Genomic DNA, 25948 nt, shown 5'->3' on the forward strand with positions numbered 1-25948 from the left:
ACTGCCCAACTGGCAACGAATGACGCGGCCGGACGTTGGGCACAAGCGGTGTCCGAGAACCTGAAGGCGCGCTAGCCAGGCAGATGGTATTCCGAGCTGGTGACCTGAAGATTTCCCGCCGCTCGGCAGTACAGGCTATTTTGTCACCGGATCGCGCCAGGGGAGAGGAAAATGGCTGAAGGTCATGTCAAACCAAACGGGCCGGATCTGGTCGAGGGCATCGCGCTAACCGACCTTCTCGATGGTGGAAAGATCCTCGGCCATTGCCGCGATGAGCAGGTGCTGCTGGTGCGCCGCGGGGCGGAGGTCTTCGCCATAGGGGCGACATGCACACATTATGGCGGGCCGCTCGCTGACGGTCTTGTGGTGGAAGACACCGTCCGGTGTCCCTGGCATCACGCGTGCTTCGATTTGCGTACAGGCGAGGCCTTGCGCCCCCCTGCTTTTAATCCACTCGCTTGCTGGTCGGTGGAACAACGCGATGATCGGATATTCGTCGGAGAAAAGCGCAAACGGACGGCACCGAAGCAGCGCAATGGAAGCTCCGGCCAGGTTCCGCAGAGAATCGTCATTGTCGGTGGCGGCGCGGCCGGTTTCGCGGCGGCAGAGAAACTGCGGCGCGAACACTATCAGGGCAGCATTGTCATGTTCAGCAACGACGAAGCGCCGCCCGTTGATCGGCCCAATCTTTCCAAGGACTACCTCGCCGGCAAAGCACCGGAGGATTGGATTCCGCTCCGCGGAGAAAGCTTCTACTCAAGGAACGATATTGACCTGCGCCTCAATGCGAACGTCGCCAGCATCGATGCACGTTCTGGCGAAGTTGTACTCGCGGACGGGGCCCGGACTCCTTACGATAGGCTACTCCTTGCGACCGGAGCCGAACCGGTTCGCCTGACCATACCCGGCGCCAACCTGCCACACGTTCACACGCTGCGCTCGTTCGCAGATTGCAGGGCGATCATCGAGCGAGCCACGACCGCGCGCCGCGCCGTCGTGCTTGGCGCCAGTTTCATTGGCCTAGAAGTTGCCGCGGCCCTGCGCTCGCGCGATATCGAAGTTCATGTCGTGGCGCCGGAAAAACGGCCTATGGAACGCGTCCTGGGTCCGCAAATGGGCGACTTCATCCGCGCCCTCCATGAGGAGAATGGTGTCGTATTCCATCTCGAGGACACCGCAAGTAGCATCGACGGCAACCAGGTGAAAATCAGCAGTGGCGATACGTTGGCGGCGGATTTCGTCGTCGCCGGCATCGGCGTGCGACCGCGGACAGGGCTTGCCGAAACGGCGGGGCTCATCCTTGACCGCGGTGTCGTCGTGAACGCCTTTTTGGAGACGAGCGCACCAGGGATCTTCGCGGCCGGCGACATTGCGCGGTGGCCAGATCCGCACAGTGGCGAGAACATTCGGGTCGAGCATTGGGTGGTCGCAGAGAGGCAGGGGCGAACCGCGGCCCTCACCATGCTCGGCCATCGCGAGAAATTCGTCGCCGTGCCGTTCTTCTGGAGCCAGCATTACGACGTTCCCATCAACTACGTCGGCCATGCCGCGCAATGGGACGAGATCGAGGTCGATGGAGACATCATTGCCAAGGATTGCCTGCTCCGCTTCAAGCGCGAAGGGCGCGCGCTGGCTGTCGCTTCGATCTTCCGCGACATCGAAAGTCTAGGGGCCGAGGTGCAAATGGAGCGCCGGATGACCTAGCAAAGCGGGCGCTGTACGGCCGGTTCAGCCCGCGCAATCAGAACGCGCAATGATCCAATCGGTTGCCGCCGCGAGATCGGCCACGGTTGCGGTCGGGCGCGGATCAAACCGTTTCTCATCGCCCTGCCGGTATTTGCCTGTCCGCACCAGCAATGCAGCCGAAAGTCCGGCGCGCAGGGCGCCAGCTATATCGGCCTCGGCGTCGTCGCCAACCATGATCGCCTGATCCGGCGGACAGTCCATGCTTGCCAGCGCCGACAGAAAGAATGCCGGCGAGGGCTTGCCGAGAACGGTTGCGCGTTTCAGGGAGGCAAATTCCAATGCCGCGACGAATGGCCCTGCATCGAGGCTGAGCCCGCCGTCAGCATCTCGAAACGTCCGGTTGGTGGCAAGGGCCAGCAATTCGGCCCCCGCGCTCAGCTCGCGGAACGCGTCATTCAACGCCGCATATGTGAAGGCGTCTCCGGCATCGCCGACGATGACGGCGCGCTTGTCGCGATCCGGCAGTTCGTCAAAGTCCGGCGCAAGGCCAGGGTGAACCAACAAGTGTGGCGCACAGCCATTGCGAAGCAGCCATTCGCGAGCAGCGTGCGCCGGCGTGAAAACATCTGCCTTGGTAACGGTGAGTCCCATTGCCTCCAGACGTTCGAGAACCTCCTGTTTCGACGAGCGCGTGGTATTGCTTACGAAGCGTATGGCCAAACCGGCCTGGCGCAAACGCGCGAGGGCGTCGATCCCGCCTGGTATTGCGGTCTCGCTATCATAGATGACGCCTGCGAGGTCCAGCAGTACACCCCTTGTCATCGGTCCAGCATGACCACGAGTCCGCCATGCGTCAAATCCGGAACAAGGCCATGGTTGTTCCTTTTGGATCAGGGCGGGCAGGCGCATTCGATTAACCGACGGTCACTGCCACCATTCGGGGAAGGCCGTGCGGGCAGCTTCGGCCAGCGTCGCGATCTCCCCGTCGGGAACCGAGCTGTAGGGCCAGAGCAGTCGCGGGCCAAGCGGCGCCCAGCCGCCGGCCGCCGCCATCGCTTTGTCGAGTGCCGCATCGCTGACATTGTAGCGAGCGCGAAAAGGCAGAACGTGCGTGGCGAGAAAGGCCTGGATGCGCTTCTCGACCTCGGCAGCGGCTGCCGCGTCGGTGCGGATCATACGCCACCACATCACCGCGCCCTTCGGGCTGAGGCAGGCAATGTTCGAATAGCTGCCGTGGGCGCCATGGGCAAATCCCGTCGCCAGCATATGGCCGGGCACGAAGACCGAAAATCCCGGCAGTTCGCGGTGCATGTCGGCGTACCAACTGGTCTCGCCGCCCGGCAGCTTGGCGCCGACCAGCGACGGCACGGCTGCGCGCAGCCTGGCAATACCTTCGAGCGTCAGGCGCCGCTTGGCGTGCGGCGGATTGTAAAGCACCAGTGGCATGTCAGGCGCAGTCTCGCCAAGACCGCCGACGAAACGCATGACCTCGCCGTCGCTCGGCGGCCACCAGTCGGGCAAGGTGAATTGCACTGCCGCCGGGCGAAGCGCCGACATCCGCATCAGCCGCTCGCGCGCGACGCGCGGATTGGACTGGCTGATGCCGATCTGGAAAGGCAGGCGCGCGCGGCCGGCTATCGTGGCCACCAGGTCGCAAAGCCGGTCGAACTCGGGCTCGGTCTGGCAGTGGAATTCGCAGGCGGTGCCGTTGGAATAGATGCCGTCGACTCCCGATGCGCAGAGCCGCGCGATCGTTTCTGCCGTCGCCTCCCAATCGATCGCTCTGCGATCGTCGATGGCCAGCATCACTGCACCCCAGACACCGCGCGGCGCATGTGCGGGCAAGTGGGTCAAGTGGTCGTCCGGTTCAGCGCGCACCGGCGATCTCGTGCTCGCGCCGAGCCTCGTTCGAGGCAAAGGCGGCTTCGATGATGCCGATAATCTTGCGCCCATAGGCGCCGGAGATTGGCACCGAACTGTCGTCCGCAATGGCATCGCGCATCGCCGTCCATTCGCGCACCAGCGCGTTGTGCATCCAGTTCGGCTCGAACGAGCCGGGCAGGTCGGTCCAGACCGTATCGCGCCCCAGCATCGTGCCGCGGTCCATGTCGATGCGCAGCGTTCCCTGCTCGCAGACCAGGTCCATGGCGTAGGTGGTGGCGCCATTGCGATAGCCGACGCTCTGCACCTGGCCGAGCCCGCCGCGGGCGAAGCGCAGTCCGAGCAGGGCGGTGTCATCGGCTTCGTGTTCATGGAATTTGGCGCCAAGCATGGCGCTCACCGAAACGACATCGTCATCCATCAGCCAGACCAGGCGGTCGAGCGCATGAATACCGGCCGTCAACAGCATGCCGCCGCCGGTTGCTTTGCGCAGATGCCAGTCGCGGCGATTGTGCTCCATCCAGAGCTTGATGATCCAGCTCGATCCGATGAGAGGCCGGCCGAGCGCTCCTTCCTCCAGCATCTGCCTGGCTGCCATGCAGGGCAGGGCGAAATGCATGAGATGGGCGACCATCAGCTTGACGCCACCGGCGGCCACGGCGGCATTGATCGCATCGCAGGCCGCTGCCGTCGGCGCCATCGGCTTTTCGAGCATGATGTGCTTGCCGGCCTCTGCTGCGCCGATCGCCATCTCGGCATGGAGGTGGTGAGGGCTGGCGATGAGGACAGCGTCGACATCCTTGTCATCCAGCAGCTTGCGCCAATCGGTGTAGCCGCGACCACCATGTTCGCCGGTGAAGCCGGCCAGGGCATCGTTATTCCCGCGGCACGATGCGACGAGCTGCAGGCCGTGCACTTCTTTGATTGCCCTTGCATGGGCCGCACCGAAATCGCCCGCTCCGATAATGCCTATTCCAGTCATCGTCCTGCCTTTTCATACGCGACGTCGATAAGCGACATCGCCGCAACATAGTCATCGATTGAAGTCGCCGGCGGCGCCTTGCGGGCCAGCCGGTCGAGCGTGTCGCCCATGCACAGGCGGTAGCGCGTCGCCGGCAATTCGATCGGCAAGTCAACGATAGCGCCATCGTCGAGCGTCGCACAGATGGCGCGGTCGCCATAGTCAATGAGGGTGGCATTCTCACTGACGATGCGCCATTCGAAATCGCCGCCGGGGCGCATCGACGCGAACGTGTATCCTGCCTCGACGACGAACAAGGCTCCGGCAGCATCTTCCAGCATAAGCAGCGCATGGTCCTCGACCGCGGCGCGGTGAATGCGGTTCTCGATCGCAACGGCTTTCAGCTGAAGTCCGCCGGTTGCCAGGCTGAGCGCGGCGTCGACGCCGTGTATGCCGAGGTTCCTCAGCGCGCCACCGCCACCGATTGCCGGATCCACGACCCAGGCGACACCTTCGGCCGCATAGCGCTGCGGCGGGCCATTGACCAGCCGGAACTGGCAATGCGCAACCGCACCGGCACGGCCTTGCCGGCGCAGCCGTTCAAAGGCAGTGACGGCCGGTCCAAAGCGGTTGGGCAGAGGAACGCTGACAAAGGCCTGGTGCTGCCTCGCCAGGTCTCGCAGCGCGGCCAACGCTGCGGCGCTGCTCGCCGCCGGCTTCTCCAGGATCAGCGGCATGCCGGCTTCGATGACAGCCCGCGCCCGCGCCGGTACGGTCGAAGGATGTCCCATCAGCAGGATCACGTCCGGCGGGCTGGAGAGGATTTTCGCAAAATCCGCAATGAACGGCAGATGATGACGCGTCGCGAAGGCGCGCGCATACTCCGCGTCCTCATCCCAAATGCCGGCTATTTCGGCGTCACATGAGTGTGCAGCGTCGAGATGCATTTCGGCGTGCCAATGGCTTGAGCCGGCCAGGATAATCTTCATTTCAGTGGTGTATCCTCCTGCTTGCAGGATATCCTACAAGTCGCTATGCTACAAGCATCGACCGCTTTGCGGGCGCCATCGGCGCAATTGCGGCGGCGCTTGGAGCAAAATGTCGGAACCCAAATCGATCTCGGACCCCAAATCCATGTCGGAGTCGATCGAACCGCTGACCCGACCGCCGCTGCTTCACGTCAGCGTGCAGGAGAGCCTCAGGAACTATATCCAGAGCAACAAGCTCAAGGCAGGCGATCCCTTGCCTCCGGAGACCTTCCTGGCGCAGCGGCTCGGCGTCGGCCGCAACTCGGTGCGGGAAGCGATCAAAGCGCTGGAGTCGATCGGTATTTTGGAGACGCGTCGCGGCATCGGCGTGTTCGTCAAGGAATTCTCGTTCAAGCCTTTGCTGGATAATTTGGCATATGGCCTGCAGGATTCGTTGCGCGACGTGGAGGAGCTGCGCGAGATCCGCCGCGTCCTTGAAACCGGCCTCATCGCCAAGACCATCGAGATGATCAGCGCCGAAGACATCACCGCGCTGCGCCAGCTGACCGAAAGCATGCGGCGGCGCGCCGAGCGCCAGGAGAGCTTTGCCGAAGAGGACCAGCAATTCCACCAGCTGCTGTTCCGCTGCCAGAACAATCACATGCTGAGCGCGCTGATCGACATTTTTTGGGTGGCGTTCAACAAGGCCTCGAATTTCACCAGCCTCGACAATCCGACACCGCTGGCGACATGGCGCGACCATCACGAGATCGTCGAGGCCGTCGCCGCCAAGGATGTCGACCGGGCGCGTCAGCGCCTCGACGACCACTACAGGGGGATTCAGCAAGTCATCGCCAAAAACCGAACCACCTGACCCAACGCCGAACTACCTGACAAATGCCAAGGGAGGAAACCATGCGCATCAAGACTATCGCTCGTCATCTGGCCATCACCGGACTGCTGCTCGGCGGCCTGGCCACCAGCGTCCAGGCACAGGGCGCCAAGACCATAACCGGGGGCTTCGACGTCGGCCCCGGCGGCTTTCCCAAGAATTTCAACCCGCTGGCTGCGACCGGCGGCTTTACCTGGCTCAGCACCTATTTTGAACCGCTGGTGATCTACAACGCCGAACTGACCGAACTCGAAGGCGATCTGGCCAAGGACTACACGGTCGGCGACGACCAACTGACCTATACGTTCAACCTTGTCCAAGAGACCTGGCACGACGGCAAGCCGTTCACATCCAAGGATGTCAAGTTTACGCTTGAACTCGCCAGGAACAAAGCCTCCGGCAGCTTGTTTGCCGCGCGTCTCGGCGACATCGCGTCGGTCGACGCGCCGGACGATCGCACCGTGGTCGTCAAATTGTCGAAGCCCAACGGCTCCTTCCTGTCCATTCTCTCGCAGGTGATGATCCTGCCGGAGCATGCTCTGGCCGGGATGCCGCCAGAAACGCTGGCCACAAGCACCTGGTGGTCCACCACGCCGGTCGGCACCGGCCCCTTCAAATTCAATCGCTATGTCAGCGATCAATATGTCGAGCTGGCCGCGGATGACGACTATCGCAGCGGCAAGCCGAAGGTCGATGTGCTCATCAACCGGTATTTCGAGAGCCCGGCGGCGGCCGTTGCCGCGCTGCGCGCCGGCGAAATCCAGTTCACCTATGTCGAGCCCGACGACGCGGTATCCTTCAAGAGCGACAGCAATTTCAAGGTGATCGAGGGCGCTTCTTATGTGGTCAACTACATCGGCCTCAACCAGAAGGTCGAGCTCTTTAGGGATGTTCGCGTCCGCCAGGCGATCATGCACGCGATCGATCGCAATGCCATCATCGAGAGCCTCTATGGCGGCGCGGCCAAACCGGCCAACTGCGGCTACGTCGCGCCGCATCTGCTCCCCGAAGGCCTCGAACCCTATGCGTACGATCCGGCAAAGGCCAAGGCTCTGCTTGCCGAGGCGGGCTGGGAAAAGATCAACGGCGACAAACCCATCACCTTGCTGACCTATTACGGCTCGCCGCAAGCGGCCAATGTGATGGCCGCCATCCAGTCGATGCTGGCCGAGGTCGGGATCAATGTGGTGCCGCGTGTCGTCGATACGCCGACCTATAACGGCATCGTCTACAAGGAAGGCACGCCGGACTGGAACGCATTTGCGATGGTCTATGCCGGCCTGCAGAACGGTCCGAATCCGGCTGGCATCAGCCCTGGTCTCAACAAATCCCAGATTCCGCCGGCAGGCTTCAACACCATGCGCATCGAGTTCGACGATCTGAGCGCTGCATTGGACGCTGCGCTCGGCCAGACCGATCCGGCCAAGATCGATAAATCCTGGCAGGAAGTCTGCAAGGTGATGAACAAGGATCTGCCCTGGGCGACATTATGGGTGGCCAACCGCTATGGCGTCGCCTCCAACAAGCTGCGCGACTTCGTCTGGACGCCGGCGCCGGCCGGCGGTCCTTATGCGGCTCACCCGGAGCGCTGGGACATCGAGTAACAACGCTTGGCAGGCCACTCCCAGCCCGCCGTGCAAGGCGCCGGCATGATGCCGGCTCCGCTCACCATCATTACGGACAGCCAATGCTGAGTTTCATTGCCCGCCGCAGCGCTACAGGACTGTTGATGCTGGTCGCCTTAAGCATCCTCATCTTCATTCTGCTGCGGCTGGCGCCCGGCGATCCGATCGACGCATATATCAACCCGTCCAGCCCGATGTCTGCTTCCGACCTCGAAGTCCTGCGCGACCGACTTGGGCTCGACCAGCCGCTTCCCGTGCAATACCTCGCCTGGCTTCGCGCAGCACTCAGCGGCGACTTCGGCTATTCGATCCAACGCAGCGGCGTTGCCGTGCTGCCGCTGGTCATAGGGCGCATCGGCCCAACCGCGCTGTTGATGGGTACGGGCCTGGCCATCGCCATCGTGCTCGGCATTTCCGCCGGCATTTTCTCCGCCGTCCGCCGTAACGCGCTGCCCGACATCATCCTGTCGGTGGTTGCTTTCGTCGGCATCTCCAGCCCGGCTTTTCTGACGGCACTTCTCGGGCTGTACTTTTTCTCGGTGCTGCTGCGCTGGGCGCCATCAGGCGGCATGCAGACCGCCGGCGCACCCTTTTCCGTATCGGATGTGCTCGCGCACCTCGTCCTGCCCGCCTGCCTGCTGTCCATCGGACACGCCGCGCTGATCATGCGCTACATGCGCGCGTCGCTGCTGGAAGTGCTCAACCAGGATTATGTGCGAACCGCGCGTGCCAAGGGAGTGCGCGAATTCTGGGTGATCATCAAGCACGCGACGCGCAATGCGCTTTTGCCTGTTATCACCCTGATCGGCTCGACGGTCGGCATCGCGATCGGCGGCGCCATCTTCCTCGAAAGCGTGTTCAACTGGCCGGGTATGGGGCTGCTGCTGGTCAACGCGGTAGGCACGAGGGATTACCCGGTGATCATGGGCGCCACTCTGGTAATCGGCATCTGCGTCATTCTGGTCAATCTCCTGACCGACATCGTCTATGCCGTCGTCGACCCGCGCATTCAGGTGTCGTGATGACAATCACTGCGCCAGATCCGACAGTCGACCCGACAGCCGTGCCGCAAACCAAAGGACCGCTCCGCCGCGCGCTTGACCGTTTCTTTGAGAATCGTGCGGCCCGCGCCGGTCTGCTTATCGTCGTCCCCATCCTGCTGGCGGTTTCGACCTATCATTTATGGTGGCCGTTCAGCCCCAATGCCATCGATCTCAGGGCGATCAACAAGGGACCGTCCGCCATTCATTGGCTAGGCAGCGACGGCGTCGGCCGCGACGTCATGGCCCGGCTGATGCAAGGCGGCCGGATCTCGCTGCTGGTCGCCGTCTGCTCCGTCGCCATCTCGATCGTCATCGGCTTCCTCGTCGGCGCCGTCGCCAGCTTCGGCGGGCGTCTTGTCGACGGCACGGTGATGCGCTTCGTCGACCTCGCAATGACGCTGCCGCCGGTGATCTTCCTGCTCGTGCTCGCTTCGATAGCCGGCACTGGCATTGCGCCGACCATCCTGGTGATCTCGCTGCTCTCCTGGCCGGTGCTGTCGCGCATGGTGCGCGCCCGGCTGCTCGAGCTGCGCGAGCGTGACTTCGTCGTCGCCGCCCGCGGCATGGGGGCGGGGCTGCCGCATCTCCTGTTCCGTCACGGCCTGCCCAACTGCATCGATATTCTTGTCGTCTACGCCACGCTGCAGATCGCCAACGCCATTCTGCTCGAAGCCGGTCTCTCCTTTCTCGGCCTCGGCATCGCGCCGCCCGAAGCCAGCTGGGGCAACATGCTCAATCTCGCCCGCTCCACCGTGGTGCTCGAACAATATCCCTGGCAATGGATGTTTCCCGGCGCCGTGCTTGTGCTCACCGTCCTGGCCATCAACTTCATCGGCGATGGCCTGCGCGATGCATTCGACCCTCGTTCCGATCTCAACTGACCCAAAGGTTTTTCAAAATGCCCCTGTTTACCGGTGTCGTGCCACCTGTCGTCACCCCGCTCAATGCCGATTTCAGCGTCGACTTTCCGTCGTTCACGCGGACGATTGAGAACCTGCTCGACGGCGGGGTACACGGGCTCTTCGTGCTCGGCTCGACCAGCGAGGTGGTCTTCCATGACGAGCCCGGCCGCAGGGCCATCATCGAGCACGCGGTCAAGGTCAACAACGGCCGCGTTCCGATCTTCGCCGGGGTCATCGACCCGACAACCGATCGTGTCATCAACCATGCCAAGATAGCCAGATTGGCCGGTGCCGACGCGGTCGTCGTCACCGCGCCGTTTTATGCCCGCACCAGCCAGCCCGAGATCGGCGACCACTTCCGCTATATCAAGGACGCGGTCGACATTCCCATCATCGCCTACGACATTCCGGTCTGCGTCCATGTCAAGCTGGAGCGTAAGACCACCGTTGCCCTTGCTAGCGAGGGCGCTATCGCCGGCATCAAGGATTCCAGCGGCGATGACGGCAACCTGCGTTATGTGCTCAAGGATATGGCCGACGATCCGAATTTCTTCGGCATGACCGGATCCGAGATCCTGGTCGACAGCGTGCTAGCCATGGGCGCGCATGGTGTCGTGCCGGGCCTCGCCAATGTCGACCCGCACGGCTACGTCAAGCTGTGGACCCTGATGCAGACGGGTCAGCACGCCGAAGCCCGCGTGGAACAGGAGCGGCTTTTGAAGCTGTTCGAGATCGTCTGGATCTCGCTCGGCAGGACAAGCGCCGGCTCGGCCGGCGTTGGCGCTTTCAAGACCGCGATGAAGAGCCTCGGCATCATCGCCTCCAACACCATGGCGCGGCCGCAACGCAGCTTGAACGACGAGGAAACCGCAAAGGTCGAAATCATCCTTCGCGACGTCGGGTTGCTGCGCTGACCGTGGACGCTCCGATTCTCTCGATTTCCGGTCTGCGGGCGGTGTTCCGTATCGCGGGACGCGACATTGCCGCCGTGCAGGACCTCGATCTGACGATCGGATCGGGTGAAACGGTCGCCCTCGTCGGCGAGTCCGGATCGGGCAAGTCCGTCACCAGCCTGTCGATCATCGGCCTGCTGCCGAAGAAGATCGGACACATCGCCGAGGGATCGATCGCGCTGCGGCGCAGGGATGGCACGGTCACCGAGCTGACCGGCCTCGATCCTGAGTCGCTGCGCAAGGTGCGCGGCAACGACATCGGCATGGTGTTCCAAGAGCCGATGACCAGCCTCAATCCGGTCTACACGATCGGCGAACAGATCGCCGAGCCGATCCGCATCCATCTTGGCAAGTCGCATCGCGATGCGGCCGCCGACGCCGTGCGGCTGCTGGCTCAGGTCGGCATTCCCGATCCCGATCGGCGGGCGCGGCAATACCCGCATGAGCTGTCGGGAGGGATGCGCCAGCGCGCCACCATCGCCATGGCCCTATCCTGCAATCCGACCTTGCTGATCGCCGACGAGCCGACTACCGCGCTCGACGTCACCATCCAGGCGCAGATTCTCGACCTGCTGGCCGAGCTGCAGGCGCAGCGCGGCATGGGCATTCTGTTCGTCACGCACAATCTGGGCGTCGTTGCCGAGATCGCCGACCGGGTCGCGGTGATGTATGCCGGGCGCATCGTGGAATCGGGTCCGGTGAGCGAGGTGTTCACCCGTCCGCGTCATCCCTACACCGCGGGGCTGATGCGTTCGGTGCCACGGCTTGGCCAGGCCACCTCGCTGAAGGCAGCAGGAACGCCGCTTCCGACCATCGCCGGCAATGTTCCGTCGCTGGCCTTGCTGCCTAAGGGCTGCTCCTTCGCGCCGCGTTGCGCCATGGCTGTCGACGCCTGCCGCGCCGCGGTGCCGCCATTGTTCGCGGCGACGTCGACCCAGCATAGCCGTTGTTGGCGTTGGAAGGATCTCTGACGATGAATGCCCCCTTCCTTTCGGTCAGGAATCTGACCAAGCATTTTGCGCCGACGGCGTTCTCGCGCGGTCCCGTCGTTAGGGCGCTGGAAGATATTTCCTTCGATATTGCGCGCGGCCAGGTGGTCGGCCTCGTCGGTGAATCCGGATCGGGCAAGACCACGATCGGCCGATCGGTGCTGCGTCTCATCGAGCCGACATCCGGCGAAATAAGCTTTGACGGCATCGATATCACCAAGCTGAGCGCCGGGCCGCTGGCTCGCCAGCGCCGAAAGATGCAGTATATTTTCCAGGATCCGTTCGCCAGCCTGTCGCCGCGCATGACCATCGGGCAGATCCTGACCGAAGGCCTGGATATTCAGGGCATCGGCAACAGGCGCGAGCGGCGGGCGAGGGCGGAGAAAGCACTTGCTGCGGTCGAGTTGCCAGTCGATGCCTATGACCGCTACGCCCACGAATTTTCGGGCGGGCAGCGTCAGCGCATCGGCATCGCCCGGGCGCTTACACTCGAACCCGAATTCATCGTCGCCGACGAGCCGGTCTCTGCCCTCGATGTCTCCATTCAGGCGCAAATCATAAATCTTCTGCGCGACCTGCAGGTCCGGCTCGGTCTGACCATGCTGTTCATTTCGCACGACCTGGCCGTCGTCGAATATATCTGCGACACGGTGATCGTTCTCTATCTCGGCCGCATCATGGAAGTTGCACCGGCGGCCGCGCTCTATGCCCGGCCGCAGCATCCCTATACCCGCGCGCTGCTTTCGGCCATTCCGTCGCTCGACCCACTGGCCAAGCAGGGCCGGCAGGTGCTGAACGGCGACATTCCAAGCCCCGCAAATCCGCCAACCGGGTGTGTTTTCCGAACCCGTTGCCCGGTTGCCCTGGACGCTTGTGCTGGCATTGTCCCACCGCTGCGGGCAACGTCCGATGGCCATCTGAAGGCCTGCATTCGCGACGACATCGGCTAGGCAAGCCGGCGCGCGGTGTTCCACCAAACGCAAATATTGTTGGTTGCAAGCCCTCGTCGCTTCGGCTGCGCCAGGTATTCGCGTCCTACCGAACGTAACAGACCCAATCGGCGCGCACTCAGGCGGATTTTCGCCGGATGATCTTGAATCCGATGTTGATGACATTCTCAGGCTGTTCCTCGCCGCGGAAGCGGGACAGGATGGCCTCGGCGGCGGCGGCTCCCAAGGCTTCGCGGTCGACGCGTACGGTGGTCAGGTCAGGGTCCACATGGGCGGCATAATCCTGGTCCCCGAAGCCGATCACCGCGATGTCTCCCGGCACCGAGAGGCTTCGCGCATGCGCCTCGATCAGAACCCCGTGCGCAAGCAGATCGGAACTGCAGAACACCACGCCGCCCTCGAAGCCTTGCTCCTCCAGCAGCCGCGAAAGTCCGGACCGGCCGTTTGCCAGGCTCGCCGGTTCATTGAAGGCGGCAGCGAAAACCGCGTGACCGCTGCGCTGCTCGAAGCGCTCCGAAAATGCCTGCTGGCGCCGACGGGCGCGCTCGTCTCCGGCCGACACGCATGCGGCGCGCCGATATCCCGAGTCGATCGCGAAGTCGGCCGCCGCGCGACCGGCATCGACATGGGAGAAGCCGACACAGATGTCTATCGGCGTCGTGCTGATGTCCCAGACTTCAACAACCGGAATCCCTGCCGCAAGCAGCATCCGCCGGGCCTGTGTCGAGTGATGGATGCCTGTCAGGAGCACGGCGTCGGGCCGGCGTGAAAGATGGGTGGCGATCAGCACCTCCTCGTCACCTGCATCGAAGCCAGTCTCCGACAGAAGGATCTGGTATCCTCTTGCGCGCATGCGCGCGTTGAACGTGGCGATCATCGAGGCGTAGACGATGTTCGTGATCGACGGCACGAGTGCCGAGACCAGCATGCTCTTCTGAGAAGCCAGTGCTCCGGCGAGCGCGTTGGGCACGAAGCCGGTGACGCGGATCGCCTCGTGGATGCGCTTCAATGTTTCTGGGGAAACCCTCGAAGGTTCCGAAAGCGCGCGCGAGACCGTCACCTGCGAGACGCCTGCCATGCGCCCCACGGTCTGCATGGTCACCGCTCCCGACGGGCGTTTGCGCCTTGCGCGACTCGGCATCTCTTCTGCGGTCATGCTTGATTTATTTCTTCCGTCGCCTCCAACGCAAGCTTCACCCGCCGGCCAGCGCCTCTGCGCGCCGCCGACGGCCGATGACGACGGAAACCGCGATCGATGCCGCGATCAACCCCCACAGGAACAGGGCGATCCAGCTCTTCGTGAAGAAGATCGTCAGATCACCGAACGACTCCAGGCTCTTGACGAAGTAGATTTCGGCCGAAGGCCCGAGGATGAAGCCGATGATGAACGGCGCCACCTCAAGCCCCAGCTTGACGCCGACCCAGCCCGCCACCCCGAAGAACAGCAGGGTCCAGACGTCGAACATGATGCCGTAGTTGATCGTGTAGGCACCGATAACGCACATCATCAGGATGACGGGATAGAGGATCGCCTTCGGGATCGCCACCGCCATCGAGAACCACCGGATCGCGTAATACATCATCGCGAAGGTGACCAGGTTGGCGAGCAGCATCGCGACGATCATAGAGTTCCACGTGTCCGGATGCTGCCCGATGAACAGCGGCCCGACCTGGATGCCTTGAAGGGCGAAGGCGCCGATCAGCAGCGCGGTGGTCGAATCGCCCGGTATACCGAGCGACAACAGCGGGACCAGCGCCCCGCCGGTCAGCGCGTTGTTGCTCGTCTCGGAAGCAATGACGCCCGCCGGTTCGCCCTTGCCGAAGGTCTCGGGATGCGACGAACTCGTCTTTGCCGCCGTGTAGGCAAGGATCGACGCCGCCGACCCGCCGATCCCCGGCAGGATGCCGACAAAGGTGCCGATGCCCGACGAGCGGATGAGATTGAGCGTCTGGCCGCGAAAGATCGACCACGAAAACTTCGACCTGCTCCCGGATTCGAGGTCGTTGACGGATGGCCCCTTCGGCATGCCGATCTCGGCCTCCTCCAAAACAGTCGTCAGTCCGAACAGCGCGATCAACACGGGTAGCAGTGAGAAGCCCCCGTAGAGGATCTCTTCCATGCCGGGCGGTATCAGCCGAGAGTGCCCGTTGCCGCCGTCGGTGACGTCGTAGACCCCGACGAGGCTAATGAATATGCCGAGGAAGCCGGAGAAGATGCCCAACAGCATATCGCTCGACAGCGCGCCCATCACCGTCAGCGCGAACAGGATGATCAGGAATTTCTCGACATAGGAAAAGCGGATCGCGAAATCGGCCAGCCAGGGCGTGAACAGGTAGAGCGCCGCCAGGGAGATTAGTCCGCCGATAAGCGAGCCTATGATGCTGATGCGCATCGCCTGTTCGCCCTTGCCCTGGCGGGCCATCTGAAAGCCGTCGAACGTGGTCGCGATCGACGACGGCGTGCCTGGTATGCCGATGAGGATCGCCGGCACGACCCCGCCCGAAATGCCCCCGACATAGAGTCCGATCAGCAAAGCGAGACCGTTCTCGAGCCCGAGCGAGTAGGTCATCGGCAGGCAGACGGCCACCGCCATCGTCGCCGTCAGGCCGGGAATGACGCCGAATATGATGCCGATCGCCGTTCCGCCGGCGATCAGCAGAACGAACAGAGGCGTGACGAAACCGAACAGTTCCATTGGGTTCTCCTGGTCAGGGCAGCGTCAGGAAGAACACGTGGGCGAACACCCACCACACCAGCAGGGGCGCCGCGACCGCCACCACGCCGAGCACGGCGATGGCGGATCTCGTCCGCTCCTGCAAGTAGAGCAGCCCGCTAAGCGCCACGAACGGGATCGAGCAGATGAGGAACCCCATCCCTGTGTTCGGCCAGATGTCGCCGACCGGCACCATCAGCAGGAAATAAACCAGCGTCAAAGCGATCGTCCCGAAGAAGCGCGGCTTGTCCATCGCCGCCAGGGTCTGCGACCAGTAGCGGCCGGCGCCGGCGATCGCCTGCCGGCGCGTGACGAGTATGGCCATCCCCAAGAAAAGCAGAATACCGCCGATCAGTGTCGGAAACACCAGGTGTGATGTCTGGAAATCGATCGTGACGCGCGTGAAATCGCCCATCTGCCGTGTGCTCCTCCATGCAAGTGCAGCGCCCGGCCTGCGTGCAGGGCCGGACGCGGTTGAAGACGAAAGGCTGTACCCCTAGCCCTTCAGCTTCTCGATGATCGAGGCCACTGTATCCCGCTTGGACGTCAGATGCGCCTTCGCCTCGGCCTGCGGCAGGTAGTTGGGGATGAAAAAGGCCTTGGTCTGCCGCTTCTGGATTTCTCCGGCGGCGTAGATTTCCTTCAGCGCGCCGTCGATCTCGGACGCGATGCCGGCGTCCATCTCCTTGTTGAACAGCAGGAAAAACTCCTTGTCGAAGGTGAAGTCCTTACTGCCGTCGAGCGTGACGCTGGTCTGGGGGCTGGCGAATTTGAGCATCGCTTCCCGGCTCGTTCCACCCATTCCCGCCTCGGGGGCCTGCGCCAGCGTCTCGGGACGCGCGGTGATCCAGACGAAGCGCATCGCGGTGCGGTCGTGCTCCGGCAGTTGCGTGAACTGCTCGTTGGCCTGGATCGAGCCGTTGATGACGTCGGCCAGGTCGTCCCACATCGCCTGGTTCTTGTCGGCCTGCGAGCCGGTGTTGACCGCCACGATGTTGGCTTCCGATCCGGCATTGCGCACCCTGGCAGCATTGCGCATGCCGGTGAATCCGATCTCCGAGACGCCGCCCGGCTGGATAGCGACGCGAACCTTCTCGCCTTTTGCGGCCGCCGCGAAGACGTCCTCCATCGACTGATAGGGGGACTTCTTGGGGACGAGGAAGCAATCGCCGGGGTTGATCGCCACCGTTGGCCCGATCGCGAAATCAGCGAAGGCATCGGGGACGCCCGGCACCCCGTAGAGGTAGGAGAGGTAGATCTGGTCGTGGTGCAGCATGATCGTCGTGCCGCGGGAATCGCGGCCGGTGGCGTTCAGCGCCTCATTGGTGCCCACCGGGTCGACGCGAATGTTCACGCCCAGCTTCTGCGCCAGCGCTTCGGCGACGATCGACGAGTTCTGGTAAGTGTCGCCGCCCGTCGAAGTCGAACCGATGACCATGCGGATGTTGCGCGGCAAGCTCTGCGCACGCGCAACGAACGGGCTTGCAAGCGCGACGGCGGCCCCGGCGCCTGTTGCGAGAAGGGATCTGCGGGTCAGTTTCATGATGTCCTCCCTAGGCCGCGGATCCCGCGGCGCGATCTCAGGGTCGCGCGGCAATCTCCCGCTGCCACGCAACCCACTCCCATGCGCTTGATGTTAGCGCATACATTCTCATGCACGAAAACGGGCGCTTTTGTCAACCATGACGATCTAGCAGGCAGAAAACCGCAATCTGTGTGGTCACGCCAAATTGACAAACATGAATGTTACCGCATACATCAAGCAATACGCATGGAGGATGTCATGCCCGAAGACAAGCGAAGGACACCGGAGTCGCTACGGTCGGCGCGTTGGTTCGCGCCGGACGATCTGCGCAGCTTCGGTCATCGGTCGCGCTTGATGCAGCTCGGTTATTCCGAAGAGGATTTTCGCGACAAGCCGGTGATCGGCGTCCTCAACACCTGGTCGGAGCTGAACTCCTGCCATGCGCATTTTCGCGAGCGCGCGCAGGACGTGAAGCGCGGTGTCGCCCAGGCCGGCGGCTTTGCCGTGGAGTTGCCCGCGCTTTCCGTGGACGAAAGTTTCACCAAGCCCACCTCGATGCTCTACCGCAACATGCTGGCGATGGAGACTGAGGAGATGATCCGCTCACATCCGCTCGACGGCGTGGTGCTGATGGGGGGCTGCGACAAGACCACGCCAGGGCTTGTCATGGGCGCGCTAAGCGCCGGCGTCCCAATGATATATCTGCCTGCCGGGCCGATGCTGCGCGGGAACTATGCCGGGAAGGCTTTGGGCTCTGGTTCGGACGCGTGGAAATTCTGGGACGAGAGGCGCGCGGGCAACATTTCCGACGACGAGTGGCTGGGCATCCAAGGCGGCATCGCGCGATCGGCAGGCGTCTGCATGACCATGGGCACCGCCTCGACGATGGCCGCCATTGCCGAGGCAATGGGCCTTTCCCTGCCGGGCGCCTCCTCCATCCCGGCCGTCGATTCCAACCACCAACGCATGTCGGCGGCATGCGGGCGGCGGATCGTCGAGATGGTGTGGGAGGACCTCACGCCCGAGAGGATCGTTACCGACGCGGCCATCAGGAACGCTGCGATCGTGGCCATGGCCACGGGGTGTTCGACGAACGCCGTGGTCCACCTCATCGCGATGGCACGGCGCGCCGGCGTGCCGCTCACGCTCGATGATCTCGACGCGCTCGGCCGCATCACTCCGCTGATCGCCAATGTCCGACCTTCGGGCAAGGACTACCTGATGGAGGACTTCTACTATGCCGGCGGCCTGCGCGCGCTGATGGCGCAGCTGAAGGACCGGCTGGACCTTTCAGTGCTGACGGTCACTGGAAAGATACTCGGCGAGACGCTCGAGGGCGCACAGGTGTGGAACGACGACGTGATCCGTCCGCTGTCCAACCCGGTCTATGACGAAGGGTCGCTCGCCGTGCTGCGCGGCAATCTCTGCCCGGACGGTGCCGTGATAAAGCCAGCCGCCTGTGATCCCAGATTCCATGTCCACGAAGGGCCCGCGCTGGTCTTCGACAGCTATCCGGAGATGAAGGCGGCGATCGACGACGAAGATCTGGACGTCTCGCCAGATCATGTTCTGGTGCTGCGCAACGCGGGCCCGCAGGGCGGACCGGGCTTTCCCGAATGGGGCATGCTTCCCATTCCCAAGGCACTGATCAAGCGGGGTCATCGCGACATGCTGCGCATCTCGGACGCGCGGATGTCGGGAACGTCTTACGGAGCCTGCGTGCTGCATGTTGCGCCGGAATCCTACATCGGCGGGCCACTCGCCCTGCTAAGCACCGGCGATATCGTGCGGCTGGACCTTCCGAACCGACGTCTGGACATGCTGGTGGACGACGACGAATTGGCCCGGCGCCGCGCTGCGTGGCGGCATCCGGTGCCGCACTTCGAGCGGGGCTGGGGCTGGATGTTCTCGCGCCATGTGACTCAGGCCGACAAGGGCTGCGACTTCGATTTCCTCGAACGCGATTTCGGCGCGCCGGCGGGCGAGCCGGACATTTTCTGAAAGGCCCGACATGACACTTTCCCTCGACCAGGCGCTGACCGGAATATCGGGTATACTGGTTACTCCGTACGACGAGCGGGGCGAGATCGCGCCCGAACGGCTGGCCCCGATCCTTGACAGGGCGCTCGATGCCGGCCTGCACATGCCGGTGGTCAACGGCAACACGGGCGAGTTCTACGCACTTACCACCGACGAGGCGGTCACGATGGTGCGCGAGGTCGTTGCCCTCGCAGCCGGTCGTGCGCCAGTGCTTGCAGGGGTGGGACGGGGTCTTCGCGACGCGCAGCGGCTCGCGAGAGCCTCCGCCGAGGCCGGAGCCGTGGCGCTGATGGTTCACCAGCCTCCCGATGCGTTTGTCGCGCCGCGCGGGCTCGTCGACTATATGAACGCGGTGGCCGATGCTTCGGGTGGCCTGCCCATGATGCTCTATCTGCGCAACGATGCGATCGGCACGCGCGCCATCGCCGAGCTTTGCAACCTCCCCGGTGTCAAGGGTGTCAAATGGGCGACGCCCAATCCGCTTCGGCTGGCTGAAGCGCGGGCTGGTTGCGACCCGTCCATCGTCTGGGTCGGAGGACTGGCCGAGGTCTGGGCGCCGGTCTTCTACGCGGTCGGCGCGCGAGGGTTCACGTCGGGGCTGATCAATGTCTGGCCCGAACGTTCGCTTGCGATCCATGCGGCCCTGGAGGCCGGCGATTTCGCGAAGGCGAACGCGCTTATCGAGGGGATGCGTACCTTCGAGGACATTCGCGCCGAGGAGATGGCCGGCACCAACGTCACGGGCGTGAAGGCAGCGCTGATCGCGCAGGGTATCGACTGCGGGCCCACGCGCCCACCTTCGGCTTGGCCGCTCACCGCGGTGCAGCAGGCACGGCTCGATGCCTTCCTCAACGCCAACGAGCTGAGGGCGGGGGCGCCGCAACGAGCTTTGAACCGCAATTGAGGACCCCGACAATGGACGAAAAACTGCGCGAGAAATTTATGGGCGTGTCCGTCGCTACCCTCGCCACCGCGCTCTTCAAGCACGGGCTACGCAACCAGGTGATCCAGGGTGTGCATCCGTTGAAGCGCAAAGGCCGCAACATGGTCGGCCCTGCCTTCACGCTGCGCTACATTCCCGCGCGCGAGGACCGCAACCAACTCGTCGAGTTCCGCAAGCCGGATCATCCACAGCGCGTCGCCGTCGAGACCTGCCCGGCGGGGCACGTTCTGGTGATGGACAGCCGCAAGGATGCCCGAGCCGCCTCGGCAGGCGACATTCTGGTCACGCGTATGATGGTGCGCGGCGTGGCCGGTGTGGTCACCGACGGCGGCTTCCGCGACGCGGCCGTGATTGGTGAGCTGGATATGCCCGCCTACCACGCCCGGCCTTCAAGCCCCACCAACCTGACCCTGCACGAGGCGCTCGATCTCAACATGCCGATCGGCTGCGGCGACGTCGCAGTCTTCCCAGGCGACATCGTCGTCGGGGACGACGACTGCGTGATAGTGGTTCCCCAAGGAATTGCCGGCGAGATCGCGGACGAGGCGGTGGAGATGACAGTCTACGAGGATTTCGTGGTCGAACGGGTGAAAGACGGAGTCCCGATCATCGGGCTCTATCCCTGCACACGAGACGAGCACGCCGAAGCCTTCAAGGCGTGGCGCGTGGAACAAGGTCGCTAGCGTCCTTATTCCCGAGCCGAGCAGTCTCCGCGCCACGGGCATTGGCACTGGCAAAGCGTTGGTCGCGCTAAGCCCGGATGAGAGCTATTGAGCTTGCGTAAGCCATTTGGGCCTGGGAACAGCCTGTAACAGGCTTTGCGTATATTCGTGGCGAGGCGCCCCGAACAGCGCCGAGGTTTGGCCTTCCTCGACGATCCTTCCATCTTTCATGACCATGATCCGGTCCGCGAAATGGCGCACGATCGGCAAATCATGTGTGATAAAGATATATGAGAGGCTGAGCCTGGTCCTAAGGTCGGCCAGAAGGTCGATCACCTGCGCCTGAATAGAGACGTCGAGCGCCGAAACCGCCTCGTCGCAGACGATCAGTTCCGGCTCGCTCGCAAGCGCGCGCGCAATGGCGATGCGCTGCCGCTGACCGCCGGAAAACTGGTGCGGGTAGCGGTCGGCGTGCTCCGGCAACAGCCCAACTAATTCCAGGAGCTCTGCCACTCGAGCCTTCCACCTGTTCTTCGGCAGAATATCGCGGTGGATCACCCAGGGTTCGGAAATGATGGAGTAAACGCGCATACGGGGATTCATCGATCCGTATGGATCCTGGAAGACCATCTGGACCTTGCGCCGAAACGCCATAAGACGCTTCTCGTTCATCTCGAAGATGTTTTCCCCGGCGAAGACGGCCTTGCCCGAGCTTGGCGCGTTCAGCCCCAACAGCATGCGTGCGACGCTCGATTTGCCGGAGCCGGACTCGCCGACGATGCCGAGCGTTTCTCCTCTCCTGACCTCGAAGCTTATGTCATCCACCGCCTTGAACGTCCGCTTGCTGGTGAAGGCTCCGGAAGCAAGCACATAGTGCTTGGTGAGATGTTCCACCTTGAGCAGGATTTCGCCTGCAATCGTCGTCGAACGCTTGTTCGGCGCCTCCGCTGCGTTGCCGTGGGGCAGGGCGGAGATGAGGCGGCGCGTATAGGCGTGCTGCGGATTGCTGAAGACATCCTTGGCGATGCCTGTCTCCACGACCTTTCCGCCGTTCATGACGATAATCCGGTCCGCCATGGACGAGGCGACTTCGAGGTCGTGGGTGATCATGATCAACGCCATGCCGGTCTCACGCTGGAGATCGCGCAGCAGATCGAGGATCTGAGCTTGCACGCTGACGTCCAGAGCGGTCGTCGGCTCATCGGCGATCAGGATGTCCGGTTTCAACGCGATCGCCATGGCAATCATCACGCGCTGGCGCTGTCCGCCCGAGAACTGATGCGGATAGAAGTCGACGCGGTTTTCCGGCTCTGGAATGCCCACGCGCCGAAGCAGTTCTATCGTCTTGGCGCGTGCGTCCTTGCTGCCCGCGTCGTGGCTCTCATAGACCTCCCCGATCTGGCGCCCCACCGTGTAGACGGGGTTCAGGTAAGCGAGCGGATCCTGAAAGATCATCGCAATCCTGCGGCCGTTGATGCTTCTGCGCGACTCCGCGCCGAGGCCTGAGAGTTCGACGCCATCGAAGAGGCAGGAGCCGGCCACGATATCGCCTGGCGGACAATCGATGAGATCCATCACCGTGCTGGTGCTCACACTCTTTCCCGAACCGCTTTCGCCGAGGATCACGAGCGTCTCGCCACGGCTGACGTGGAAAGAGACGTCGTCGACGGCGCGTACCGGCTCATTGTCCGAAAGGAAATCAACGGTCAGGCCGTCGACTTTGAGAATGGGATTGGTTGTGTTGCTCATCGGGCAGCTTTTCGCAATGTCTGAAGACGCCAGCGTTGCTGCGGATCGGCGACGGTGCGCGCCCAGTTCGAGAGGATGTTGAGCGACAGCGTGGTCAGCATGATTGCAAGACCTGGCCAGAATGCGATCCACCAGGCGGTCGCGAGATAGCCGCGGCCGTTTGCTACCATTGCACCCCAGGTAAAATCCGGCGGCTGAATGCCGAGGCCAAGGAAACTCAGCGCTGATTCCGATAAAATGACGGTCGCGAAATCAATGGCGGAAATCGTCACCAGTGTCGGCAGGACGAGGGGTGCGATATGGCGGGTGATGATCCGGGCCGGCTTCGCACCCATGGCGCGCGCCGCGCTCACAAACATGCGCTCGCGCAACTCCAACACTTCTGCGCGCGCCGTTCGGAGGTAGATCGGCATTCGCGTGACGGCGAGAACGATTACCAGGTTGGTGATGCTCGGGCCGAGCGTATAGAGCACGATGAGCGCCAGCAGCAGCGACGGAAAGCTCATGACGACATCGGCCAGGCGCAGAATGAGATGGCTGTACCAGCGCTCCGAATAGCCCGCTATCAGGCCGAGTGTTCCACCAACCAGCATGGACGCGAATACCGCCGCCGCGGCAATGCCGAACGTATTCTGCGCGCCGACAATCAGCCTGGCCAGGATGGGCCGGCCGAGGGTATCGGCGCCAAGGACGTAGATCCAGCCGCTGGTCAGCGAGAAGGGGGCGAGGTTACGCTGGCGCAGCCCCAGCCGCGAAGCGGCGTCGCCCACCAGCCACGGGCCAAGGATCGCCGCGATCACGACGATCGCCAGGAAAATAGCGGCGGCGAGCGCAAGCTTGTCGCGAGTCAAATAGGCGAGAAGCATGCTGCCGCTGCCTGGAACGGCCGCCGGCTTGGTGTCGGGGGTGATGATCGTCATGGCTCAGTACCGGATGCGCGGATCGAGAACCGCGTAGAGCAGGTCGATCGCGATGTTCAGGATGAAGATGGCGGTAGCCGTCACCAGAATGGTCGACTGGACGACGGCAAAATCGCGCTGGATGATCGAGTCGATCATCAGCTTGCCGATGCCGGGCCAGCCGAATATCGACTCCACGACGACGGCGCCGTTGACAAGACTGGTCGCCAGGTCGCCGGCGACCGTGACGACGGGCAGCAGCGAGTTGCGAAGCGCATGCCCGAAGATGATCTTCTGTCGGGGCAGGCCCTTGGCCCTTGCGGTCTTGATGTATGGAGAGGCAAGCGCGGACAGCATCGTTCCGCGCACGACCTGCACCAGGAGACCGAACGGGCGAAGCATCAGCACGAAGGTGGGCATGATCCAATGGGCCCAGGTTCCGGTGCCCGATGTCGGCAAAAGTCCGAGCCCCACGGCGAAGACCAGGATGCCGACGATGGCGACCCAAAAATCCGGTGCGCTTGCGCCGGCCAGAGAGATGAGACTGGCGACACGGTCGAACATGCCGCCCGGTCGCGCCGCCGCAAGAGAGCCGACAAGGATAGCCAAAGCGGTCGACAGCGTGATCGCGACGGCGGCAAGCTTCAGCGTTTCCGGGAACGCCTCAAGCGCGACCTGCATCGCCGAGCGGTTCTGGCGCAGCGATTCACCGAAATCCAGCTGCAGAAGATCGCGCAGATACTCCAGAAACTGCCAATAGATCGGCTGATCGAGGCCGTTCAACCGCGCGAACGCGGCCCGGGCTTCCGCAGTCGAGTCCAGAGGCAGGTACAAGGCGGAAGGATCGCCGGTGAGCCGTGTCAGGAAAAAGACCAGCGTCAACAGACCGATGACCGACAGAATGCTGTGGAACGCCCGGCGTCCAAGATAGGTAATCATTTGGGATGCCCTTGGACGGATATCGACGGAGGCAACGGGTCAGGGGCGCAGGACCACGATCGGACCCGGCGCCCGCGTATCACTCAGTCTTTTTTGATAGCGATGTTGGCCAGCGGTATTTCGCTGTTGGTGGTGATATCGGGCTTCCATTCCAGCCTGGTGCCAACGCGGGTATAGCCGATCATATGGAACATCGGGATGTCCGCCACCACTTCGTTGCGGGCTTTGCCGAAGATCGCCTTGAAGCTGTTCGTGCGGGCCTCGCCGGTCGCCGCCAGGGCCTCGTCTATCTCCTTGTCGAATGCCTGATCGGCCACGGTCGAGTAGCTGCCGCTCGACCGATAGAAGATCGGAACCGTGAAGGCCGCATCGCCCTTGTTGTTGTCGTGCATCATCTGCAGGAGATTGGGGCCACGCTCCGGCGGGAACGGCTTTTGCAGATAGCGTAGCCAGTCGGCGACGTCGAGCATCGTAAGCTTGACGTCGAGGCCGGCGTCTTGCCACATCGTCATCATGGCCTCCATCGCTTCGGCGCCGTTGGGATAGATGCCGTTTCGTCCGATGAGCTTGATCTCGGTGTCGACCGCCACACCCGCCGCGCGCGCCTCTTCGATGAGCTTTTTCGCCTCTTCCGGATCATACGGCCAAGGCTCGAGTGCATCGTCATGGCCGTTGATCCCGGAGACGACCATCTGCGACGCACGCTTGACGTCGTCGCCGAACAGCTGCGCAAGGCCTTCCCAGTCGATCGCGAGGTTGAGCGCCTTGCGGACGCGCAGGTCATTGAGTGGCGGCTCGGCGGCATCGATACGGATCGCGGTGGTTTCGGAGTTCAGATAGGCGAAATCCGTCTCCGGATTGCTGGCGTCCTGGATGGCAATCGACGGCGTCAGGTCGGCTTCCCCGGTTTCCACCATGGCCGCTCGAATCGAGGATTCGGGCCGCCAGACATAGGTTGCCTTCGTGATCTCCGGCTTCTTGCCCCAATAGCCGTCGAACGCGTCCAGCACCACGGTTTGCGGGGAGAAGGTCGACAGCTTGAAGGGGCCGGTCCCGACCGGATCGTTCACCGCCTGGTCGACTGGTGTCTTCGGCGAGACGATCATGACCACGCTCAACAGCGTCGGCATGATGGGCTCGGGCCTGTCCGATTTTATTTCGACGGTCAGGTCGTCGACCGGCGTTAGCGTTAGTTTGGCATCGCCGAATTTCGCTATGTTGCTGCAAGTGATCTTGCCGCTGATCATCCTGTCGATGGAGAATGCAACCGCATCCGCGTTGAGTTCGGTTCCGTCCTGGAACTTCACGCCCTCGCGCAGCTTGATCCGCCAGGTCGTCGGGTCCACGCTGGTCCACTCGGTCGCCAGTTTCGGCTGAGGTTGCCCGGTGGTCGGATCGATGACGGTCAACGATTCAACAACGTTTTGGCTGAGTATCTGGCCGACATTTGTGATGATGGTGCCGCAGGGCTCCAGATTGGCCGGCTGCTCCGGCAGGACGACGCCGATTTCCTGCGCCGCACCTTGTGCGACAGCCGATGACGCGGCAGCGGTCATCAATACGACAGCTGCAATCGTATGAACGCTTCTATTCATGTCTCTCCTCCCTTTGATCCGTTTTGGCTGGC

23 protein-coding genes are annotated in these 25948 nt (G+C 63.0%); 11 read left to right on the top strand and 12 right to left on the bottom strand.

Annotated elements, in window-relative coordinates; genetic code table 11:
- Window positions 1-171: 171 nt before the first annotated feature.
- Entirely contained in the window at window positions 172-1704 is a 1533-nt protein-coding gene (locus tag ACWUKX_RS23390) for an FAD-dependent oxidoreductase (protein WP_456009241.1), read from the top strand.
- 24 nt (window positions 1705-1728) lie between these two features.
- On the opposite strand, the gene ACWUKX_RS23395 is transcribed toward ACWUKX_RS23390, so the two are convergent.
- The 4 genes from ACWUKX_RS23395 to ACWUKX_RS23410 all read right to left on the bottom strand — a co-directional run bounded on the left by ACWUKX_RS23395 (window position 1729) and on the right by ACWUKX_RS23410 (window position 5517).
- Entirely contained in the window at window positions 1729-2508 is a 780-nt protein-coding gene (locus ACWUKX_RS23395; RefSeq protein ID WP_456009310.1) for a TIGR01458 family HAD-type hydrolase, read from the bottom strand.
- Between the two features lie 102 nt (window positions 2509-2610).
- On the bottom strand, window positions 2611-3540 hold the full coding sequence (locus tag ACWUKX_RS23400) for a dihydrodipicolinate synthase family protein (protein ID WP_456009243.1): 930 nt from the start codon (window positions 3538-3540) through the stop codon (window positions 2611-2613).
- A gap of 13 nt (window positions 3541-3553) precedes the next feature.
- Window positions 3554-4549, bottom strand: coding sequence for a Gfo/Idh/MocA family protein (locus ACWUKX_RS23405; RefSeq protein WP_456009245.1), 996 nt, complete (start codon window positions 4547-4549; stop codon window positions 3554-3556).
- Window positions 4546-5517 carry a Gfo/Idh/MocA family protein gene (locus ACWUKX_RS23410; RefSeq protein WP_456009246.1) on the bottom strand — a complete coding sequence of 324 codons (972 nt, stop codon included), beginning with the start codon at window positions 5515-5517 and terminating at the stop codon, window positions 4546-4548. Before ACWUKX_RS23410 ends, ACWUKX_RS23405 begins: the two co-directional genes overlap by 4 nt.
- 145 nt (window positions 5518-5662) lie before the next feature.
- On the opposite strand from ACWUKX_RS23410, the gene ACWUKX_RS23415 reads away from it, so the two are divergent.
- From ACWUKX_RS23415 to ACWUKX_RS23445, 7 genes are all read left to right on the top strand, one after another.
- A complete protein-coding gene (locus ACWUKX_RS23415; RefSeq protein WP_456009312.1) occupies window positions 5663-6370 on the top strand; it encodes a FadR/GntR family transcriptional regulator in 708 nt (235 codons plus the stop codon).
- 41 nt (window positions 6371-6411) lie between these two features.
- Window positions 6412-7992, top strand: coding sequence for an ABC transporter substrate-binding protein (locus ACWUKX_RS23420; protein ID WP_456009248.1), 1581 nt, complete (start codon window positions 6412-6414; stop codon window positions 7990-7992).
- A gap of 83 nt (window positions 7993-8075) precedes the next feature.
- Complete coding sequence (locus tag ACWUKX_RS23425) at window positions 8076-9035, top strand: ABC transporter permease (RefSeq protein ID WP_456009249.1); 960 nt, start codon at window positions 8076-8078, stop codon at window positions 9033-9035.
- Window positions 9035-9937, top strand: a complete 903-nt coding sequence (locus tag ACWUKX_RS23430; RefSeq protein ID WP_456009251.1) for an ABC transporter permease — start codon at window positions 9035-9037, stop codon at window positions 9935-9937. Before ACWUKX_RS23425 ends, ACWUKX_RS23430 begins: the two co-directional genes overlap by 1 nt.
- 17 nt (window positions 9938-9954) lie before the next feature.
- Complete coding sequence (locus ACWUKX_RS23435; protein WP_456009253.1) at window positions 9955-10872, top strand: dihydrodipicolinate synthase family protein; 918 nt, start codon at window positions 9955-9957, stop codon at window positions 10870-10872.
- 2 nt (window positions 10873-10874) lie between these two features.
- Entirely contained in the window at window positions 10875-11882 is a 1008-nt protein-coding gene (locus ACWUKX_RS23440; RefSeq protein WP_456009255.1) for an ABC transporter ATP-binding protein, read from the top strand.
- Between the two features lie 2 nt (window positions 11883-11884).
- Window positions 11885-12850, top strand: coding sequence for an ABC transporter ATP-binding protein (locus tag ACWUKX_RS23445; protein WP_456009256.1), 966 nt, complete (start codon window positions 11885-11887; stop codon window positions 12848-12850).
- A 118-nt stretch (window positions 12851-12968) separates the two neighbouring features.
- Here ACWUKX_RS23445 and ACWUKX_RS23450 read toward each other — a convergent pair whose 3' ends face one another.
- The 4 genes from ACWUKX_RS23450 to ACWUKX_RS23465 all read right to left on the bottom strand — a co-directional run bounded on the left by ACWUKX_RS23450 (window position 12969) and on the right by ACWUKX_RS23465 (window position 17107).
- Window positions 12969-13946: a LacI family DNA-binding transcriptional regulator gene (locus ACWUKX_RS23450; RefSeq protein WP_456009258.1), complete on the bottom strand. Its 978-nt coding sequence runs from the start codon at window positions 13944-13946 to the stop codon at window positions 12969-12971.
- 97 nt (window positions 13947-14043) lie between these two features.
- Complete coding sequence (locus ACWUKX_RS23455) at window positions 14044-15546, bottom strand: tripartite tricarboxylate transporter permease (protein WP_456009260.1); 1503 nt, start codon at window positions 15544-15546, stop codon at window positions 14044-14046.
- A 13-nt stretch (window positions 15547-15559) separates the two neighbouring features.
- Window positions 15560-15979: a tripartite tricarboxylate transporter TctB family protein gene (locus ACWUKX_RS23460; protein ID WP_456009262.1), complete on the bottom strand. Its 420-nt coding sequence runs from the start codon at window positions 15977-15979 to the stop codon at window positions 15560-15562.
- A gap of 81 nt (window positions 15980-16060) precedes the next feature.
- Window positions 16061-17107, bottom strand: coding sequence for a Bug family tripartite tricarboxylate transporter substrate binding protein (locus tag ACWUKX_RS23465; protein ID WP_456009264.1), 1047 nt, complete (start codon window positions 17105-17107; stop codon window positions 16061-16063).
- Window positions 17108-17347: 240 nt separating this feature from the next.
- On the opposite strand from ACWUKX_RS23465, the gene araD reads away from it, so the two are divergent.
- The 3 genes from araD to ACWUKX_RS23480 are packed head-to-tail and all read left to right on the top strand — an operon-like array spanning window position 17348 to window position 20755.
- On the top strand, window positions 17348-19090 hold the full coding sequence (araD, locus tag ACWUKX_RS23470; RefSeq protein WP_456009265.1) for an L-arabinonate dehydratase: 1743 nt from the start codon (window positions 17348-17350) through the stop codon (window positions 19088-19090).
- Between the two features lie 10 nt (window positions 19091-19100).
- Complete coding sequence (locus ACWUKX_RS23475; RefSeq protein WP_456009266.1) at window positions 19101-20033, top strand: dihydrodipicolinate synthase family protein; 933 nt, start codon at window positions 19101-19103, stop codon at window positions 20031-20033.
- An 11-nt stretch (window positions 20034-20044) separates the two neighbouring features.
- Window positions 20045-20755 carry a ribonuclease activity regulator RraA gene (locus tag ACWUKX_RS23480; RefSeq protein ID WP_456009267.1) on the top strand — a complete coding sequence of 237 codons (711 nt, stop codon included), beginning with the start codon at window positions 20045-20047 and terminating at the stop codon, window positions 20753-20755.
- A gap of 84 nt (window positions 20756-20839) precedes the next feature.
- Here ACWUKX_RS23480 and ACWUKX_RS23485 read toward each other — a convergent pair whose 3' ends face one another.
- The 4 genes from ACWUKX_RS23485 to ACWUKX_RS23500 form a co-directional block, all read right to left on the bottom strand.
- Window positions 20840-22483, bottom strand: coding sequence for an ABC transporter ATP-binding protein (locus tag ACWUKX_RS23485; RefSeq protein ID WP_456009268.1), 1644 nt, complete (start codon window positions 22481-22483; stop codon window positions 20840-20842).
- The gene (locus ACWUKX_RS23490) at window positions 22480-23403 is read right to left on the bottom strand and encodes an ABC transporter permease (RefSeq protein ID WP_456009270.1); all 924 of its coding nucleotides are present in this window, start codon (window positions 23401-23403) and stop codon (window positions 22480-22482) included. Before ACWUKX_RS23490 ends, ACWUKX_RS23485 begins: the two co-directional genes overlap by 4 nt.
- Window positions 23404-23406: 3 nt before the next feature.
- Complete coding sequence (locus ACWUKX_RS23495) at window positions 23407-24321, bottom strand: ABC transporter permease (protein WP_456009272.1); 915 nt, start codon at window positions 24319-24321, stop codon at window positions 23407-23409.
- 83 nt (window positions 24322-24404) lie between these two features.
- A complete protein-coding gene (locus ACWUKX_RS23500; RefSeq protein ID WP_456009274.1) occupies window positions 24405-25916 on the bottom strand; it encodes an ABC transporter substrate-binding protein in 1512 nt (503 codons plus the stop codon).
- Window positions 25917-25948 lie beyond the last annotated feature (32 nt).

The organism is Mesorhizobium sp. f-mel (assembly GCF_053850215.1).

Excerpts from the sequence above, each read along its gene's own strand:
- ACWUKX_RS23390 (WP_456009241.1), top strand. The coding sequence starts at position 172 with ATGGCTGAAGGTCATGTCAAACCAAACGGGCCGGATCTGGTCGAGGGC.
- ACWUKX_RS23395 (WP_456009310.1), bottom strand. The coding sequence starts at position 2,508 with ATGACAAGGGGTGTACTGCTGGACCTCGCAGGCGTCATCTATGATAGC.
- ACWUKX_RS23405 (WP_456009245.1), bottom strand. The coding sequence starts at position 4,549 with ATGACTGGAATAGGCATTATCGGAGCGGGCGATTTCGGTGCGGCCCAT.
- ACWUKX_RS23410 (WP_456009246.1), bottom strand. The coding sequence starts at position 5,517 with ATGAAGATTATCCTGGCCGGCTCAAGCCATTGGCACGCCGAAATGCAT.
- ACWUKX_RS23415 (WP_456009312.1), top strand. The coding sequence starts at position 5,663 with ATGTCGGAGTCGATCGAACCGCTGACCCGACCGCCGCTGCTTCACGTC.
- ACWUKX_RS23420 (WP_456009248.1), top strand. The coding sequence starts at position 6,412 with ATGCGCATCAAGACTATCGCTCGTCATCTGGCCATCACCGGACTGCTG.
- ACWUKX_RS23425 (WP_456009249.1), top strand. The coding sequence starts at position 8,076 with ATGCTGAGTTTCATTGCCCGCCGCAGCGCTACAGGACTGTTGATGCTG.
- ACWUKX_RS23430 (WP_456009251.1), top strand. The coding sequence starts at position 9,035 with ATGACAATCACTGCGCCAGATCCGACAGTCGACCCGACAGCCGTGCCG.
- ACWUKX_RS23435 (WP_456009253.1), top strand. The coding sequence starts at position 9,955 with ATGCCCCTGTTTACCGGTGTCGTGCCACCTGTCGTCACCCCGCTCAAT.
- ACWUKX_RS23445 (WP_456009256.1), top strand. The coding sequence starts at position 11,885 with ATGAATGCCCCCTTCCTTTCGGTCAGGAATCTGACCAAGCATTTTGCG.
- ACWUKX_RS23450 (WP_456009258.1), bottom strand. The coding sequence starts at position 13,946 with ATGCAGACCGTGGGGCGCATGGCAGGCGTCTCGCAGGTGACGGTCTCG.
- ACWUKX_RS23455 (WP_456009260.1), bottom strand. The coding sequence starts at position 15,546 with ATGGAACTGTTCGGTTTCGTCACGCCTCTGTTCGTTCTGCTGATCGCC.
- ACWUKX_RS23460 (WP_456009262.1), bottom strand. The coding sequence starts at position 15,979 with ATGGGCGATTTCACGCGCGTCACGATCGATTTCCAGACATCACACCTG.
- ACWUKX_RS23465 (WP_456009264.1), bottom strand. The coding sequence starts at position 17,107 with ATGAAACTGACCCGCAGATCCCTTCTCGCAACAGGCGCCGGGGCCGCC.
- araD (WP_456009265.1), top strand. The coding sequence starts at position 17,348 with ATGCCCGAAGACAAGCGAAGGACACCGGAGTCGCTACGGTCGGCGCGT.
- ACWUKX_RS23475 (WP_456009266.1), top strand. The coding sequence starts at position 19,101 with ATGACACTTTCCCTCGACCAGGCGCTGACCGGAATATCGGGTATACTG.
- ACWUKX_RS23480 (WP_456009267.1), top strand. The coding sequence starts at position 20,045 with ATGGACGAAAAACTGCGCGAGAAATTTATGGGCGTGTCCGTCGCTACC.
- ACWUKX_RS23485 (WP_456009268.1), bottom strand. The coding sequence starts at position 22,483 with ATGAGCAACACAACCAATCCCATTCTCAAAGTCGACGGCCTGACCGTT.
- ACWUKX_RS23490 (WP_456009270.1), bottom strand. The coding sequence starts at position 23,403 with ATGACGATCATCACCCCCGACACCAAGCCGGCGGCCGTTCCAGGCAGC.
- ACWUKX_RS23495 (WP_456009272.1), bottom strand. The coding sequence starts at position 24,321 with ATGATTACCTATCTTGGACGCCGGGCGTTCCACAGCATTCTGTCGGTC.
- ACWUKX_RS23500 (WP_456009274.1), bottom strand. The coding sequence starts at position 25,916 with ATGAATAGAAGCGTTCATACGATTGCAGCTGTCGTATTGATGACCGCT.